Below are 16,930 nucleotides of genomic sequence, written 5' to 3' on the forward strand. Positions count from 1 at the left end.
TTTTTGCATGAAGAAAGGGCTGAAGCATACACTTCAGCCCTTTTTTTATACTTTCATATACACGGGAACATCATAGTAAAGCGTATAGTCATCCAGCAGTGAGTATAAGCTGTACATGCGGTTTACCTGCTTATACGCCCAGCCGATGTCTGTCGCATACTGATGGGCCGCGGCTGGAGACCATCTCATTTTATACAGCGTATCCTGCTCGTATGAAGGATTGTGAATATAAGACGCACCGATAAATTGGGCTCCGCCGATAATCGCGGCTTCCGGAGTAAACCAGCCTTGATTATACGCGTATTGTGCGCCGTAGTAATTCGGGTTGCTGTCATAAGCCCCGATGCCGTACATGTTGTAAACCTTTTTACCATTATACATAATGCCGTTCGCAAGCTCTGACGTGCCATTGCCCGTTTCAAGCAAAGCATGCGAAATCAAATACACTTCATTGATGCTGTATTTGCCGGCGGCTGTAATAAAGGCCTGGCCTTTCCCTGTCAGTATTCCTTTATTGACCAGCACTTTTTGATTCAGTTCCGGTGCGTTCAGTCCGGCTGTCTGAGAGAGCTTCAGAAATTGAAAGTAATACTTGCTGTCTTGTGCGAAGTGAGCCGGATTGACGTACTGCCCGACTTCGTCACTGCTGGCGTTTCTCCAGCCCATGCTGAGTTTGGCCCAGCCGTTTGTCTGGCCTGTGATGCTGACTTTATCGCCTTTTTTCAACTGCCCGATAATATTGCCGGAGCTGACTTCGGGGGTTGACCGGACGTTCAGGACGTCGGCTGTGACCGTTCCGGAGGCCGTATTGATGTACGTAAGCGATGCATAAGCCGCGGCATCAGTCTGCGGGCTGACTGTCATTTGTTTTTTGACCATATCTGCCAGCGAGATGTTGTAATTGGTATTCATGATTTGCGGTCCGTTTTTTATTTTCAAAATAGCCATCGTCCATCCGTACAGCTTTTTCAGCTTTTGGGAGGCGGCGTCCGCTGACTGCGCTCCCGTGAATTGATTGCGAATGCGGAGTTCATAAACCGGATGGCTTTCACTCGTATAGCCGGCCTGTAATTGTTTGGCGCTGAAAAAGCTCATGCTTTTATTTAAAACGGTTTTACTGCTGAATGTTTCGGTTTTGATGACGTATTGTGCAGAGCCGGTTTTCCCCGTCTCCTTCACAGTGCCGGCCGCTTTGTTTTGCTTGAAAAAAGCAGTCACGCGGTCAATGTCTTCCTTCTTAAGCAGCGGTGCCGTTTCAATTCTGAATTGTGTATACGCCGCTTCACCTGTTTTCTGTGCGGAGGCGGATACTTTTTTCCCTTTGAAAAAATCCAGTGATTGCTTGATCTTTGCCGTATCAAGCAGTGATTCGGTTGTGACTTGGTACGTTGTGTCCGTCTGCTTGGATATCGTTTTTGAAATGGCAGTCAGTTTATATCCCGCCAGCAGATTCAATCCTTTTTTTATCTTCGACTGGTCTGCCGTCTGCTGAGAAAGCAGCTGATATTCGTTTTCTGATGTTTTTCCCGCCGCGGTTCTTGCCGTCTTTACACGCTGCTGGCGGAAAAACGCCTCCGCTTGATCTGCCTGTGCAGCGGTAAGCTGCCCTGCCGTGATCCGATAAACGGACACTGATGCTGTCTTTTTGACAGGCGATGCGTCGCAATGCCATTTTTTCTTTTTAAAGAAAGCTTGAACACTTTGCAGCTGCTTAGCCGTCAGTCCGCTCATCCCGACCGTGTAATTATTTTTCTTGCCGGCTTTTTGATAGCTTCCGCTGACACCCGTATTCTTCTTGATTTGGGTGATAGCATTTTGTACGGCACTTACTCCGTTAAAATATCCTGACTGCACGTTGTACACGGTTGCTGTTTTGCTTTGGGCATACTTTTGAACGTTCCCTTTGACGCCCGTTTTCTGCTGCAGCTGTTTCGCTAAACCTGCCGCATCATTTGCATTTGAAATGTCAGAGGCTGTCACGGTGATATTCGGACTGGCCTTTGCCGTGACTTTCAGCGACGACTGCAATCCTGTTTCCTTTTGAAAATCAGTTTGGATTTGAGCGGCTTTTTGATCGCCGGAGATTGTTCCTGATTGGATCTGAAACCGGGCTGTTTCCCGTTTGATCTGACGGTATGACGCTTTCACGCCCGTCTGCTTCGTCAACGCTTGCGAGAGCGCTTTTGCGTCCGCTTCGGCCGCCATCTCAGCAGTCACGACCTGCATGTACGGCTGTTTTGTCCCCGCCGGCTTGACGGCGCCGGTCACGCCCGTTTTTTTCGTCAGTTCGGCAAGAAGATTTTTCGTCTGCCGCTCGTCTGATAGAACGCCTGATGTGACGGTCACGTACGGCTGTTTGCTTCCGCTTGCGCTGTAAGTGCCGGACACGCCCGTCTGCTTCGTAAAATCTTTCAGCACGGTTTTCGCATCCGTTTCATCGTGTAAGCCTGAAGCCGAGATTTGATAAGTGAGCGGCGTATTTCCGGCTTTCTTTGCGTCAGCCTGCCACCCCGTATCCTTTTTCAATTTCGCTGCCGTTTGAAGCGCCTCGTTCTCAGAAGCAAATTGCTGCTTCGTTTCCAGCTCGTAAACGGAGTAGTCGCTGTATGCGGCCTCAGCGGGCTGTGTAAGGGTGCAAAAGACAAGGAAAACGGCGGACAATAACATAGGTGCAACGAATCTCTTTTTCATTCCTTCTCCTCTTTCTGATTCAATTGGTTTCTATCAAACTAGTTTATTTATCGGCCGGCCTTCTTCTTTTTTACAGAGAGAAATCACCCAATTTTCCAAATAAAAAAAACTTAATCCCAGACTGGGATTAAGTTTGGTTTTATATATGAGAAACGATGAGCGTGCAATCTCCGTTTATCGTAAAGTCAGGCATCTGATCCGGCAGTATGAAATGCGCGCCTTTTTCAAGCTCGGCGGACTTGCCTTCACAGATGATGGAGCCGCTTCCTTCTGTGACGCTGCACAGCATAAACGGAGCGTCCTGGGTCATTTCCGCCGTCCCGCTGATATCCCATTTGTATACAGAAAAATATTCTCCCTGCACAAAGGTTTTGATGGTGACGCCTTTTCTCGTTTCAGTTGATTCATCTAAAAATCCGTCCACATGAGGAACGGTGGCGGCGTTGACGGCATCGCGGATATGCAGCTCACGCGCCTGGCCGTTTTGATCTGTACGCCCGTAATCATATATCCGGTAGGCGGCCTCTGAATTCTGCTGTGTTTCAAGCACGAGCGCCCCCGCGCAAATGGCATGGATGGTACCGCTCGGCACATAATAAAAACCACCGGGTTTGATCTTCACGCGGCGCAGCAGGCCTTCCCAGTCACCGCTGTTAATCATGGTGACAAGTTCCGCTTTCGAACGGGCCGTGTGACCGTATATGATTTCCGCATTTTCTTTACAGTCGATAATGTACCAGCACTCAGACTTCCCCGTTTCACCCTGTCCATGCTCCTCGGCGTCATAATCGTCAGGATGGACTTTAACAGACTGATGATGTTTGACGTCCAGTATTTTCGTCAGCAGCGGAAACCGGTCCCCTTCCGTTCCGCCGAATAATTCTCTATGCTGATCCCACAGTTCCATCAAGGTTTTCCCTTGATACGGACCGCTTTTGACCGTGCTCATTCCGTGCGGATGGGCTGATACCGCCCAGCATTCGCCGGTTGTTTCTGAAGGTATGTCATATCCGAATCGTTCGCGTAATAACGTGCCGCCCCATAGTTTTTCTTTACATACAGGCTGTAAAAAAATCGGCTCTTGCGTCATGTTCGTTCCCCTCCCCTTAAAAAGCGGCTCATATCCCATTCCCCCTGTGTCTTTTTTAAAACACGGAGGGAGCCGCGGTTAAAACAATATGTATAAAATGGCTGACCTGCTCATTATACCATTCGGATGAGGCGGAATGCTCAGTCATTTCCTATTCCAGAATAAAATGCCTTGTTTGTCGCAAATTAAAATAACTGATGAAAAAGGGGGGAACATTGTGACGATACATGCGGAGCTCGGCAAAAACCTTGAAGCGCTGAAAAAACGATTCGGCCAAAGCGATGACATGATGTTTTATTCGTTTACGTACGGAAACGGCAAATGTGACGCCTGTCTTATCTATATAGACGGACTGACCGACAATCAATTGCTTGCGGAATATATTATTTCGCCCGTGCAGGCGGCCGCCCGGCATCAAGAGGAACCGGCTGAAACACCGCCGTCATCCATCTCTTTCGGCTATCGTCACACCCGGCTTTCTTCACTTAAGGACGCGGAGGCAGACATTTTCTCCGGCAAATCGGTTTTGCTGGCGGAGGGATGGGAGGAAGCCCTTTCGTTTGAGACGGAAACATTTAAAATGCGTGATATTGAAGAACCGGCTTCAGAAGTGCTTGAACGGGGGCCTAGGATAGGTTTTGTCGAAAAGCTTCGAACGAACACGGCGCTGTTGCGCGAGCAGTCCGGTGATCCCAACCTCCAGATCAAAGAGATCACACTCGGCGAACGGACAAAAAAGCGGATCGCCGTTGCCTACATTCGGGATATTGCTCCTGATGATGTTGTAAAAGAAGTGATGAAAAGACTGGATTCGATCACCATTGATGACATTCCGGAATCAGGAGCGATTGAACAGCTTATTGAAGATAACACGTATTCTATTTTCCCGACCGTCTTGACGACCGAACGGCCCGACCGGGTTATGGGCGCTCTTTTGGAAGGAAGGGTTTCCATTCTTGTAGACGGAACGCCTTTTACCCTTTTGGTGCCGACTACCATTGATGAATTTATCCACTCCCCTGACGATTATAATCAGCGGTGGGTTCCGGTTACCTTTCTCAGGCTGCTTCGGTATACATGCATTTTAATCACGATTTATTTACCCGGCCTTTACATATCGCTCGTTACGTTCCACACGGGGCTTTTGCCGACGAGAATGGCGGTTACGATTGCCGGAAGCAGATTGAATGTCCCGTTCCCTCCTTTTGTTGAAGCGTTCATCATGATTTTTACGATCGAAATGATCAGAGAAGCCGGACTCAGGCTGCCGAAGCCGATCGGACAGACGATCGGCCTGATCGGGGGCGTGGTGATCGGACAGGCCGCCGTTCAGGCGAACATCGTCAGCGCGATGATGGTCATTGTCGTATCCGTTACGGCATTGGCTTCTTTTACGGCGCCCTCCTATGCGTTCAATTTTCCGCTGAGGCTCATCCGTATTTTTTCGATGATTTTGTCGGCGATATTAGGTTTATACGGACTGATCATGTGCTATCTGCTTGTCGTCGGCCATCTGATGCGTCTGAAAAGCTTCGGCCAGGACTATCTTATTCCGATCATGGCGCAGCCTGGCCAAGACTTAAAAGATACGATCGTCAGACTGCCGACGCCTCTTTTGAAAAAGCGGCCGTCCAGAAAAGAGACGAAAGATAAAATCAAGCAAAGGTGATCCCCATGAAAAAACCGGAAGACAAGCTGTCGTTTATGCAGACACTTCTCATGGTAAGCGGAACAATGATCGGAGCGGGCGTGTTAACACTGCCGCGCTCCGCCGCAACAGCGGACAGTCCGAGCGGATGGATCATTATTCTTGTGCAGGGTGTCGTGTTTATCGGCATCGTCCTGCTCTTTATGCCGTTTTTGCAGAAAAACAGCGGGGAAACCATATATGAGCTGAATCAAAGCATCATGGGACGCGGCATCGGTTCTCTTCTGAATTTATTCATCAGCTGTTATTTTGTTGTCACCGTCTGTTTTCAAGCCCGATTTCTCGGTGAAGTCATCAATTACTTTTTACTGAAAAATACGCCGATGAGTGTCGTCATATTCATCTTTCTGGCGGTCGGCATCTACCATGTGACCGGCGGGGTCTATCCCATTTCAAAGCTTTATGCCTATCTGTTCCCGGTTACGATCGTCATTCTGATTATGCTGCTTATATTCAGCCTGAGACTGTTTAAGCTGGATTTCGTCCGCCCGGTCATGGAAGGAGGCTACAAAAGCTTTTTTGAGATGTTTCCGCGGACCCTTTTGTATTTTTCAGGACTTGAGGTGATTCTGTATCTGGTGCCGTTTATGAAAAATCCGAAGCAGGCGAAAAAGGCTGCTGTCTTCGGCATCGCCAGCGCAGGCTTATTTTACAGCATTACGCTGCTTGTCGTCATCGGCTGTATGTCGGTCGCTGAAGCCAAAACGGTGACGTATCCGACCATTTCCCTGATTCACGCCTTGGAAATCCGGGGTATTTTCATTGAGCGGTTTGATATCTTTCTTTTAATCACGTGGACATGCCAGCAGTTTACCTGTATGCTCGGCTCTTTTAAAGGGGCGCATCTCGGATTAAACACCATTTTCAGACTGAAAAATAAAAACAATGCCTGGCTGATGGGGAGCTTATTGGCAGTGACATTCGGCCTTTCGATGTACCCCGATGATATCAACAGCGTGTTTGCATTCGCGAATATTCTCGGGTATACGTTTTTTGCCGTCATTATGATTCCTTTTCTCATCTGGTTTGTCAGCTGGATGAAAAAAATAGCCGGGAGGAAACAGACGTCATGACACTTTTCATAAAATGGGCGGCGGCGCTTTTCATACTGATGACGCTTTCAGGATGCTGGGACGCGAAGGAAGTCGAAAAGCTATCTTTCGCCCGGGGACTGGCGATAGACGAGACGAGTGACCGCCGATATAAATTAACCTATCAAAACCTGCTGCCCCAAAGTGAAAACAGCCAGGCTTCCGGCCGGCCCGTGTTTGTCAATGTGACGACGCGGGGGGATACCATTCTTGAAGCCGTCAGTGAAGTCGCTTTAAAAGATCCGCCTGTTTACAGCGATCACTTAAAAGTGCTGATATTCAGCGACAAATTGCTGGCCGACCAAAATATACTGCAGATGATGAATCATTTTATCCGCGATGATGAATTAAGGCGGAGCAGCTATCTCTTCGCGGTAAGAGGAAAAGCGTCCGATATTCTGACGGAGCCGACGCCGAATCAGCAGCAGCCCATGGCCGCGGAAAAGCTGATCGACCTTACGAACAACGGAAACTACAACGGAAAGATTTTACAACCGCTCCGAATCGGGAGAGCTTCAATTTACTGCCATAATAAACTCAGTTTTCTCATTCAGGCCGTCAGCAGCCAAAAAGGAAAAACGGTGTATGACGGAGCGGCCATTATCAAAAACGGAAAACAAAACAGATTGGCGGGCTTTCTGTCATCATACGAAATACAGAGCCTGAATTGGCTGATGGGGACGATACGGGGCGGCGTGCTGCCCGCTTTGGATAAAGGGGGGCACCCGATTACCTTCGAGATCAAAAAATCAACATCCGCCATCACTCCCAGGCTGAAAAACGGGAAGCTGTCATTTCATGTAGCGGTAAAAACAAAAGGACTTTTGTCAGAGGATCAATATGCCGGAGAAGATTCATTCAATCAGCACTATTTAATCGGGCTGGAAAAGATTTTCGAAAAAAAACTGAAAAGCGATGTGAAAGAAGTCATCGATAAGCTGCAGAATCAATATGAAACGGACCCTGTATTCTTTTCTGACAGAGTCCGCATTCAATATCCCGACTATTGGAAGAAAGTAAAGCACCGCTGGGATGAGACCTTCTCCGAAGCGGCTTTTGACTATGATGTTTCCATTCAGATTACCAACTTCGGAACGATGGGACGGTAGCCTTCAGCGTGTTTTTTCGACATGGAGGAGAATTTGATAAATCCGGCTTTGTTCGGGCAGCTGTATCACCGGAAATTGCATCGATTGCGCCATTCGTGTGATTTCCTGTAAAAACAGCTGCACCCGCTCATCCACGTGAACATACGTATAGGACTGCTTTTTCACGTCAAATGTCTCTTCCGGAAAGAGCGTGCGCACCGTCTGCGGCGTAAAAAACCGCAAGTGGGTGCGGTCGAGAATACCGGCGTCTCTGTATGTCCAGTCACCGAGCAGAAGCGGGAACAGCGCTTCGGCGTGGGAAATATTCGGAATGCTGCAAACGATTGATCCGGCAGGCGACAAATAGGATGAGTACGTTTCAATGACGCGCCACGGGTCTTTTAAGTGCTCAAGGATGTCCGCGAAAATGATGCAATCAAAAAAGCCTTCCGGATAAGGCAGCTTCACTTCTTCGACATCTTCCTGCAGCACCGCTTCATAGTGTCCTTTTGCCGCTTGCGCCGCCAGCGGGTGCAGCTCTATTCCATACAGTTCGCAAGGCTGTCTGTTTTGAAGTTCCAGCCCCGTAGCCCCCGCGCCGCAGCCGACATCAAGTATCCGTTTCGCCTCCCGGGGAACGAGCTCCGCAATTTCCGGTCTCGGATGAGTAAAGTACGTAAAATCAGTGCCCCATTTTTCCCTAAAACGCTGGCGGTTCTCCGAATATAACTGATTGATATTGATATCCTGATTAGCCGTAAACGTCGCATGTCCGTGGTGATGCACAAAGGCATCGAGGGCGATGTGCAGGCTGTAGCCTTTTTGCAGTGCGCGCAGACATAGGTCATCATCTTCAAAAGAACCGTATCCGAATTGTTCATCGAACGGGCCGATGTCTTCAATGACGCTTCTTTTCACCAGAAGACAGAAGCCGACAAGGCGCAGCACCCGCTTTGTATGATGCTTTTCCCGTTCGCAATACGCCTCCGCGAATGACTCCAGCTCATCAAGCGATTGATATGCGTCATGGATCATTTGCGCGCCGCTGACATAGTTGCTGACGGGCCCGACCATACCGGTTTTTTCAGATTGATACAGCACCCTCAGCATGGAGGTGAGCCAATTTTTCGTGACCATCGTATCGTTGTTCAGAAACAGCAGATTTTCTCCCCCTGCCGCTTCGATTCCCTGGTTGCACCCCTTGGCGAACCCGAGGTTTTTTTCATTTAGGATGACTTTGACGTCAGGCAGATTTGATATGTATTCTCTCGTTCCGTCTGAGGAACCGTTGTCAACTATAATCAGTTCAATCTTATCTTTGTCGGTGTATCGTTCAATGCTGGCCAGACATTTTTTCGTCAGCTCAAGTTCATTATATGTAAGGATAATAATACTCGTTTTCACCGGCATCCCCGCCTTTATCGTGACTTTATACAACGTATGACATATCCCCGTCATTTATGTGACCGGGCGCCCGCTCGGCATCCGTTTTGAGGGGGCCGGTGAATAACCGCCCCCCTAAAACTGAATATTACGGATGAACTGTCCGCCGATTTGATTCTGATCCCGAGCCTCCGTTACGGCTTTTCAGATCCTGCTCAATTTCTTCAAGGCTTTTCCCCTTCGTCTCGGTCACTTTAAACCGGACGAACAGGAATGCCAGTATCCCGATCGCGGCATAAATGAGAAATAAATAGCTGATGCCGACTGCTTCCATTAACATCGGATAGGTTAATGAGACAATCAATGTTCCGGCATGCAGCATTAAAGTGGAGACACCCGTCCCGATACCCCGGACATGCAGCGGGAATAATTCAGGAAGCATGACCCATACGGCAGGCCCCCAGCTGACCGCAAACACAATGATAAACAGGCCTAAACAAATCACCGTTGTCCATGATGCGGCTGCTGAATGTTCAAAGAAAAGATTGACCGCGGCCAATACGAGCAGACTGATGACCATGCCCGCATTACCGGCCAGCAGCAGCGGCTTCCGGCCGATCTTATCAATGACTTTAATAGCCGCAAGCGTCATGATGACATTGACGGCGCCGATTCCGACCGTTCCCAATATAGACGCGGAATTGCCGAACCCGACACTGGTAAATGTTTTCGGGGCGTAATAAATAATTGTATTTGTCCCGATGAATTGCTGCAAAAAGGCAAGTCCGAGGCCGGCAATCAGCGCGGGTCTCACCCACGGCTCAAACAATTCTTTCAAGCCGCCTTCGTTTTCCTTTTCCGCTTCTTTCATCTGCTCAATCTCATCATCAATATTCTTCGTTCCCCGCAATGATGAAAGGATTTCTCTTGCTTTCTCTTCTTTGCCGATCGTAAACAGCCAGCGCGGGCTTTCCGGCATAAATAGGATTCCGATCAGCAGAATGACTGACGGCACAACCGCAAGTCCAAGCATCCAGCGCCAAGCGCCCGCATCGGCAAATATATAGTTCACGATATAAGAAACGAGGATTCCGACCGTAATCATCAGCTGATTCAGCGAAGAAAGCGCCCCTCGTTTATGCTTCGGAGCCAGCTCCGATAAATAGAGCGGAACGATCGTTGTAGATGTTCCGACAGCCAGTCCGAGAATGATCCGGAAAAGAACCATCACCTCTGTATTCGGGGCAAAAGCGACTCCTAAACCGCCTATACAAAACAGCAGCGCCGCTCCCATGATGGCCTTCCGCCTGCCGAACCGGTCGGTCAGTTTGCCGGCGAATCCCGATCCGAGAATCGCCCCCGCCAATAACGAACTGACGACGAGGCCTTCTGTAAAGGCGTTCAGTCCCAGTTCTTTTTTCATAAATAAAATAGCTCCGGAAATGACTCCGGTATCATATCCGTATAACGCGCCGCCGAGTGCGCCGAAAAAATAGAGCCATTTATTCGAGTGTATGCTTTTCATGTTATGTAGACTCCCTTCATCCAACGCTGTATCCGCGCGGAATTGTTCTACTGCTTCTTTTACCTGTTTTCGTCCGTTTCAAACCTTCCGCACCGTTAATATCCATTATTTCACTAATTATTTTTTACAAAGCGACGAAACATTTCCCGCTTCCTGCCGTCCAATATAATGTGAACCTGATGCAAAAATAACAGTAGATGTTGTCGAAATAGAGAGAAAGATTTGGAATTTTCTCATTTGCAGAGTTGCTCCAAGTCAACAATTATGGTACGCTTCACAAAGAATAGAAACGAGAGGTAATGATATGGAAGAACGATCTCAACGCAGAAAAAAGAAAAGACGCCTCAGAAAATGGGTGAAATTTGTACTGGTATTCGCCGCTTTCTTATTGGTGATCGCCGGTTCCGTCGGCACCTACGCATTTGTGAAATTGAATAATGCGACCAAAGAAGCGCACGTCAGCCTTGACCGCGGCGACCAGTCCGTAAAACGGATCAAAGAATTTGACCCGAAGAAGGATTCTTTCACCGTATTGCTTTTAGGAATAGACGCCCGTGACAATAAGGGCGAATCAGTAGATGACGCAAGAAGTGACGCCAACGTGCTCGTCACCTTCAACCGGAAAAAGAAAACAGCGACGATGCTCAGCATTCCGCGGGATTCCTATGTCAACATCCCGGGACACGGCTATGACAAATTCGCGCACGCACATGCTTACGGCGGTTATAATTTAACTTATAAAACAGTAGAAAACATGCTTGATATTCCGGTAGATTATGTGGTTGAGAGCAACTTCGACGCGTTCCGCGATGTCGTCAATGAGTTGAACGGCGTTACGGTAAATGTGAAAAGCCAGAAAGTTGCCGATCGTATTAAAGTCGATACAAAAGGAAAAGTCGTGCTGAAGCCGGGCGTCCAGACGCTTGACGGTGAGCAGGCACTGGCTTATGTAAGAACACGCAAAGCGGACACCGATCTGATGCGCGGACAAAGACAGATGGAAGTGCTGAGCGCCATTATTAAAAAATCTAAATCGTTAAGCTCGATCCCATCTTATGACGATATCGTCGACAGCTTAGGGAAAAACTTAAAAATGAACTTATCTCTTAATGACGCCATCGGTCTGTTCCCGTTTATCACATCGCTGAAATCGGTGGATTCTTTGCAGCTGACAGGTTCAGACAGCTATATTTACACTCCTCAGTACGGCAAAAATATTTATTACTTCAAGCTGAATGAGGAAAACCTTCAAGAAGTGAAAACGAAATTAAAAAATGATTTAAACGCGTAAGACGTCACGGCGGGATTAGCAAATCCCGCCGTTTTTCTGTTGAAAAAAAGGACATGAAGGTATAGCCTTTTAACTGAAGGCTTTCTGCTGATTTCGCACAAAGCTGAACATACTACATGAAGCAGCTTTATTTTTAAGGAGGGCATCCATACATATGAAATTGATAGCCATTGACTTAGACGGCACATTACTGAACTCGGACAGTGTGATTTCTCCGGAAAACAGAGCGGCTTTACAAAGAGCGGATGAAGCGGGCATTCTCGTGGCCATCTGCACGGGCAGAGCCACGTTTGATGTAAAAGCGCTCTTGAAGGATTTGGATATTCCGATCATTGCGGCAAACGGCGGGACAGTCCATGACAAAGGATACCGCCTCGTCAGCCGGCTCTTAATGGATCAGCAGGCCGGGAAGGATATCGCCGCTTATTTAACGGACAAAGACATTTACTTTGAGGTCTATACAGATGATCATCTGCTGTCCCCATTTGACGGCGAGTCCAAACTGCAGGCAGAACTGGATATTCTGAAAAGCGCCAATCCCAAGGAAGATATTCAGACATTATGGGAGGGCGCAAAGACGCAGTTCAAACAATTCGGCATTAAACCCGTACAGGATATACAGGCGATTTTTAACGGAGACGAACATGTTTACAAGCTTCTTTGTTTCTCTTTTGATATGGAAAAACTGAGAAACGCCAAAGAAGAAATTACACATCATCCGAAATTATCCCAGACATCTTCCGGAAAACACATTATCGAAATCCTCCCTGCCGGTTCCGGAAAGGGACGTGCTCTGACGGAGCTTGCCTCACTGTACGGAATTGAAAAACAGGATATTTACGCCATCGGCGACAGCCCGAATGATTTCTCCATGTTTGAAGCGGCGGGAAACCGCATCGCCATGGGCAATGCGATTGATGAACTGAAGGAAAAAAGCACGTATATTACAAAAAGCAACGATGAAAACGGCGTCGCATATTTCATCAACCGGCTTCTCGACAACGATCAATAAAAGGAAAAAGCCAGGTCTTTCACGGCCTGGCTTTTCACGTTTCCCAAAAAACAAATCCCCAAAAATGAAAATAAATTGTAAGATAAAGAAAAAAGGAGTTTCATGATGTCGAATGCAATCGCTATTATAGGATGTTTAGCTTTTCTCTGCGCAGTCGGATACGGAATTTTCCATCTCATATGCAAAGCGGCAAAAAAAGAAAAACATTTTTCAAAAAAGCTGTTTTGGCCCCTTCTCACCGGCGGATTTATCCTGCTTCTGACCGGCGCCTCCCTCGCAGAGCCGGACGCCTCGGCCGTGAAGGCAGAGGAGAAATACAGCACCCTTGATACCGCTTATCAAAAATTGACGAAGGAACACCAGGCGCTTGAGAAAAAATATGAAAGCATCAGTGCCGCGGCCGAAAAGGAGAAATCCGAAGCCGAAGCCGGCAATGAAGAAAAACTCAGCAAACTCAGCCAAGAGATAAGCGAGCTGAAAAAAACAAACAAATCACTCAAACAAGACAATGAGACATTAAAAAATTCACAAAAGAAGCTCGAAAAGACCGCTGAAACGCTTCAGTCAGAAAATAAAACTTTAAAGCGGCAGAAAGCAGAAACAAAAACATCCGAAAACGCGGAAACGGCGCAAAACAATGCCCCTTCCTCCGGCGGACATGCCGAAACGAAAGCAGCCGGCACCTCACAGGGATGCGACATTAAAGGCAGCCGGAACGGCATTTATCACACGCCGGGAAGTACATACTACGACCGGACGACAGATCCCGCGGAAATGTTCTGTTCCGTAGAGGATGCGGTAGCGGCCGGATACAGAGCGCCGAAACGGTAAAAGAAAAAGACGTCAGAGACACTCTCTGACGTCTTTTTTTACGGAAGCCGGATGCCGCCCGCATATTTGTCCTTCCAATAAGCGCTTGTGTTCATATTTGTTATGGTAACGCCTGCGGACACGGTGACATGAATCACTTGTCCGTTCCCGATATAAATGGCCGGATTCAGGCTTTCCGCTTTAAAGAAGACCAGATCGCCGGGCTTCAGATCTTGTTTATCGACCGGAACGCCCGCCTGCATCTGCTTGTCCGCATAACGCGGCAGGCTGATTCCTTTCGCTTTTTGATAGATGTATTGAACAAATCCCGCCGTATCAAAGCCGGTTTCCGGTGAAACGCCGCCTTTCAGATAAGAAATTCCGATATGATCGGCCGCTGTGGACACAACGGGATTTTCTTTAGAAATGGCTAAATTGCTGAATCGGCGCACCCCTGTAAAATGTTTTTTCCAGTAATCTTCCGACAAGTAAGAAATGGTGACTTTTGCGGAGCGGCTTGCTTGGATGAACCTTCCTTCTCCCGCATAAATGCCCGCATGGGAAATTCCTTTTTTATACGTGTCGCTGAAATAAATCACGTCCCCGGGCTTTATGCCGCTCAGTTTGATTTTCTCACCGACCAGCCACTGCTGTTCCGCTGATCTCGGCAGGTAAATGTGAAGCTTGTTTTCAAAAACATATTGGACCAGCCCCGAACAGTCGAATCCCTCCTCGGGCGTGCTTCCGCCGAATACATACGGAATGTCGAGGTAACGGGCTGCCTCCTGAACGATCGGGTCATCAGCCAGTTCCGGATCTTTTGTAATCCGCTTTGCACCAAGATATAAATTCATCCAATAACTGCTTTTTTGAAAGCGTGTGACGGTTACGCCTTCTGACGGAGAACTGTGTATCATCTCTCCGTTTCCGATATAAAGACCGTTATGGACGGGCGCGTTTTGTGTTGAATCCGACTTTTTGAAAAACACAAGATCTCCCGGTAAAAGGTCATTTTCTTTGACGGCGGCTCCGACTTTCCATTGATCACTGACCGTTCTCGGCAGATGGATGTTCTGCCTGCTGAAAAGATAATGCATCAATCCGGACGGATCAAAACCGTCCTCAGGCTCTTCGCCTCCGTAAACATATTTATTTCCGACAAGTTTTTGCGCGTCTGAAACCATCAGGACAGAAACTTGAGAATCCGCTTCAGCAATTTCCGTTCTCGTTACTGCGGGTGCCACAAGACAAATCATAAGGCCGGCAAGGATGTACTTCCTCCAGCTTGTGAGCATGTTTTCTATTCACTCTCCTCATTTTTAGTAGTTTTTACATCGGTAACTTTTAACAAATGTTTAGGAGAGCACACAAAAAAAGAATGCCCGTTATGGGCATTCTTTACTGGATTCGGAACAAACAATATGCCGGCAAGCGGAATCATGCGCTTATTTTGCGCCCGCTGTGTCCTCTTGCTGAATTTTTTGCATTTCCGTGTCAATTTTTTGTTTTTCCTGATCTGTGAGCTGATCATTGTATTTAAACGCAGACATAAACATAAATACCATAATGATCGCGGCAAACGGCCATCCCGCTTTAATGATTTTCATTTGTTTTTCACTCCGCTTTCTTTTTTAAGATATCGCTGTGATCCACATCAAACGTTAATTTTCCATCCTTGACGCTCCAATCGAAATTCGATTCTTTCGTCAGTTCACGTACGATCGTTTTATGATTGATGCTGCCTTTTTTAACCGGCGCAGGCGTCGCTTCATGAATATTCATCGGCGTGACTTCAAAGCGTCCCGTGCCGTTTTTCTGCAGATGATATTGAACAAGCGCCGTGTCTCTCGTTCTTGTCCACCCCTGGTCGAATACGAAGTTGCCCAGGCTGTAGAAAATAACGGTGCCGTGGTACATTTCGATCGGTTCCAGCACGTGCGGATGGTGTCCGACGATAATATCCGCTCCGGCATCTGACATTGCTCTTGCCAATTGGCGCTGTCTGTCATTCGGATCATTATCATATTCCTGTCCCCAGTGTGTTTGAACAATGACAAGATCTGCTTTCTTTTTGGCTTTAGAAATCATCGGAATAAACAGCTCTGGATCGGCCGGAAGCACACCCGGCGCATTTCGTTTAGCTGCAAAGCCTTTTCCGGAAACATCAGTGAAACCCAGTGTTGCGATTTTGATTCCGTTTACATCTTGATACGAAATGTTCTGCTCGGCTTCCTTCAGCGTGAGGCCCGCACCGACAAGTTCAAGATTTTGCTTTGAAAACTCTTCAACCGTATCCCGCATTCCTTGAGGGCCGTAATCCATCGCATGGTTGTTGGCTGCCGTGAGAACGGTGAAATTCATGTCCTTCAATACTTTTACGGCATCTTTGTTTGATTGAAGGTGGATATTTTTTTCTGCTTCTTTGTAGTTCTTTTTATATGTAACCGGGTTTTCAAAGTTCCCCGACACATAGTCGGATGCTTCGAAGAATGGCTTTGCGTAACGGAAGACACTCTCCGTGCCTTTATGCTTTGTCACTTTCTCGACATTCCGGCCCATCATAATATCTCCGACGAATGAGGCTGATACAAGGTCATCGGCATTTCTTTTCACACTCGGCGTTTCCGCCTTCCCTGTCAGGATGCAGACGAACATCAGGCAAAAGACGATCGGCAGCGCGATAAAAACGTGAAGATTGGTCTTCTTTTTCTGCTGTTTGGTCAGCTTCAGCAGTTTTTCTTGAAAGCTTAATTGTTTTTTCATCGTTTGACACACCTTACATTAGATTAAGTAGTAAGCAAACATAATGGCAAAAGTTGCGCCGCTTAAGAACAGCGTGCTGGCAAATGTAATCGTTAATCCCTGTTTCTGAATGGTATTGGCGATCAGACCCGGTACGATGATACCGATTCCTCGGAATTCTGATATCTCAAACGGTACGATCGGGTAAAGGAAATCAAGGGCGATTTTTAAGCAGATTCCCGTTATCAGCATAGCTGCGAATTTTCTGCGTCCGTACAAAATCATAAATCTGGATAAACCGTATTTGACGATCACGTATGTAAGAAGACTCACTAACAATACGAGTAAAATAAAGACCGGCTGGTTAAAAACGAGCCCTAAATAACCCGGCACGACTAAACCGGCAGGTACGATACCTGTTTTTTCCGCGAAAATTAAACTGATTAACACGCCTAAAATAAGTGAGATGTATAAATCTGATCCGAACATTTATCCTTTT

General features: G+C 47.4%; 14 protein-coding genes. 6 read left to right on the plus strand and 8 right to left on the minus strand.

Features of this window, described 5'->3' with window-relative positions; genetic code table 11:
• Positions 1-45 precede the first annotated feature (45 nt).
• The gene (locus NYE62_RS18275; protein WP_342497110.1) at positions 46-2,691 is read right to left on the minus strand and encodes an N-acetylglucosaminidase; all 2,646 of its coding nucleotides are present in this window, start codon (positions 2,689-2,691) and stop codon (positions 46-48) included.
• Between the two features lie 139 nt (positions 2,692-2,830).
• Positions 2,831-3,781, minus strand: a complete 951-nt coding sequence (gene manA, locus NYE62_RS18280; protein WP_342497111.1) for a mannose-6-phosphate isomerase, class I — start codon at positions 3,779-3,781, stop codon at positions 2,831-2,833.
• A gap of 217 nt (positions 3,782-3,998) precedes the next feature.
• On the opposite strand from manA, the gene NYE62_RS18285 reads away from it, so the two are divergent.
• The 3 genes from NYE62_RS18285 to NYE62_RS18295 are packed head-to-tail and all read left to right on the plus strand — an operon-like array spanning position 3,999 to position 7,689.
• A complete protein-coding gene (locus NYE62_RS18285) occupies positions 3,999-5,450 on the plus strand; it encodes a spore germination protein (protein WP_342497112.1) in 1,452 nt (483 codons plus the stop codon).
• A 5-nt stretch (positions 5,451-5,455) separates the two neighbouring features.
• Positions 5,456-6,562, plus strand: a complete 1,107-nt coding sequence (locus NYE62_RS18290) for a spore germination protein (protein ID WP_144665018.1) — start codon at positions 5,456-5,458, stop codon at positions 6,560-6,562.
• A complete protein-coding gene (locus NYE62_RS18295; protein ID WP_144665017.1) occupies positions 6,559-7,689 on the plus strand; it encodes a Ger(x)C family spore germination protein in 1,131 nt (376 codons plus the stop codon). Before NYE62_RS18290 ends, NYE62_RS18295 begins: the two co-directional genes overlap by 4 nt.
• 3 nt (positions 7,690-7,692) lie before the next feature.
• Here NYE62_RS18295 and NYE62_RS18300 read toward each other — a convergent pair whose 3' ends face one another.
• Positions 7,693-9,105: a bifunctional glycosyltransferase family 2 protein/class I SAM-dependent methyltransferase gene (locus NYE62_RS18300; RefSeq protein WP_265451080.1), complete on the minus strand. Its 1,413-nt coding sequence runs from the start codon at positions 9,103-9,105 to the stop codon at positions 7,693-7,695.
• Positions 9,106-9,199: 94 nt separating this feature from the next.
• Positions 9,200-10,576: a sugar porter family MFS transporter gene (locus NYE62_RS18305; protein ID WP_015418357.1), complete on the minus strand. Its 1,377-nt coding sequence runs from the start codon at positions 10,574-10,576 to the stop codon at positions 9,200-9,202.
• A gap of 304 nt (positions 10,577-10,880) precedes the next feature.
• Here NYE62_RS18305 and NYE62_RS18310 point away from each other — a divergent pair, with 304 nt between their 5' ends.
• The 3 genes from NYE62_RS18310 (at position 10,881) to NYE62_RS18320 (ending at position 13,710) form a co-directional block, all read left to right on the plus strand.
• A complete protein-coding gene (locus NYE62_RS18310; protein ID WP_015418358.1) occupies positions 10,881-11,867 on the plus strand; it encodes an LCP family protein in 987 nt (328 codons plus the stop codon).
• 154 nt (positions 11,868-12,021) lie between these two features.
• On the plus strand, positions 12,022-12,879 hold the full coding sequence (locus NYE62_RS18315; protein WP_007614165.1) for a Cof-type HAD-IIB family hydrolase: 858 nt from the start codon (positions 12,022-12,024) through the stop codon (positions 12,877-12,879).
• Between the two features lie 105 nt (positions 12,880-12,984).
• Positions 12,985-13,710, plus strand: coding sequence for a hypothetical protein (locus NYE62_RS18320; protein ID WP_144665024.1), 726 nt, complete (start codon positions 12,985-12,987; stop codon positions 13,708-13,710).
• A gap of 38 nt (positions 13,711-13,748) precedes the next feature.
• On the opposite strand, the gene NYE62_RS18325 is transcribed toward NYE62_RS18320, so the two are convergent.
• The 4 genes from NYE62_RS18325 to pgsC form a co-directional block, all read right to left on the minus strand.
• Entirely contained in the window at positions 13,749-14,984 is a 1,236-nt protein-coding gene (locus NYE62_RS18325; RefSeq protein ID WP_144665015.1) for a C40 family peptidase, read from the minus strand.
• A gap of 150 nt (positions 14,985-15,134) precedes the next feature.
• The gene (locus NYE62_RS18330) at positions 15,135-15,296 is read right to left on the minus strand and encodes a hypothetical protein (protein WP_003151344.1); all 162 of its coding nucleotides are present in this window, start codon (positions 15,294-15,296) and stop codon (positions 15,135-15,137) included.
• Between the two features lie 7 nt (positions 15,297-15,303).
• Positions 15,304-16,452: a CapA family protein gene (locus NYE62_RS18335; protein ID WP_007614174.1), complete on the minus strand. Its 1,149-nt coding sequence runs from the start codon at positions 16,450-16,452 to the stop codon at positions 15,304-15,306.
• A gap of 18 nt (positions 16,453-16,470) precedes the next feature.
• The gene (gene pgsC / locus NYE62_RS18340; RefSeq protein WP_003151340.1) at positions 16,471-16,920 is read right to left on the minus strand and encodes a poly-gamma-glutamate biosynthesis protein PgsC; all 450 of its coding nucleotides are present in this window, start codon (positions 16,918-16,920) and stop codon (positions 16,471-16,473) included.
• Positions 16,921-16,930: the final 10 nt, after the last annotated feature.

The sequence above is a fragment of the Bacillus sp. FSL K6-2861 genome (genome assembly GCF_038630725.1).
In the GTDB taxonomy this organism is placed as follows: domain Bacteria; phylum Bacillota; class Bacilli; order Bacillales; family Bacillaceae; genus Bacillus; species Bacillus velezensis.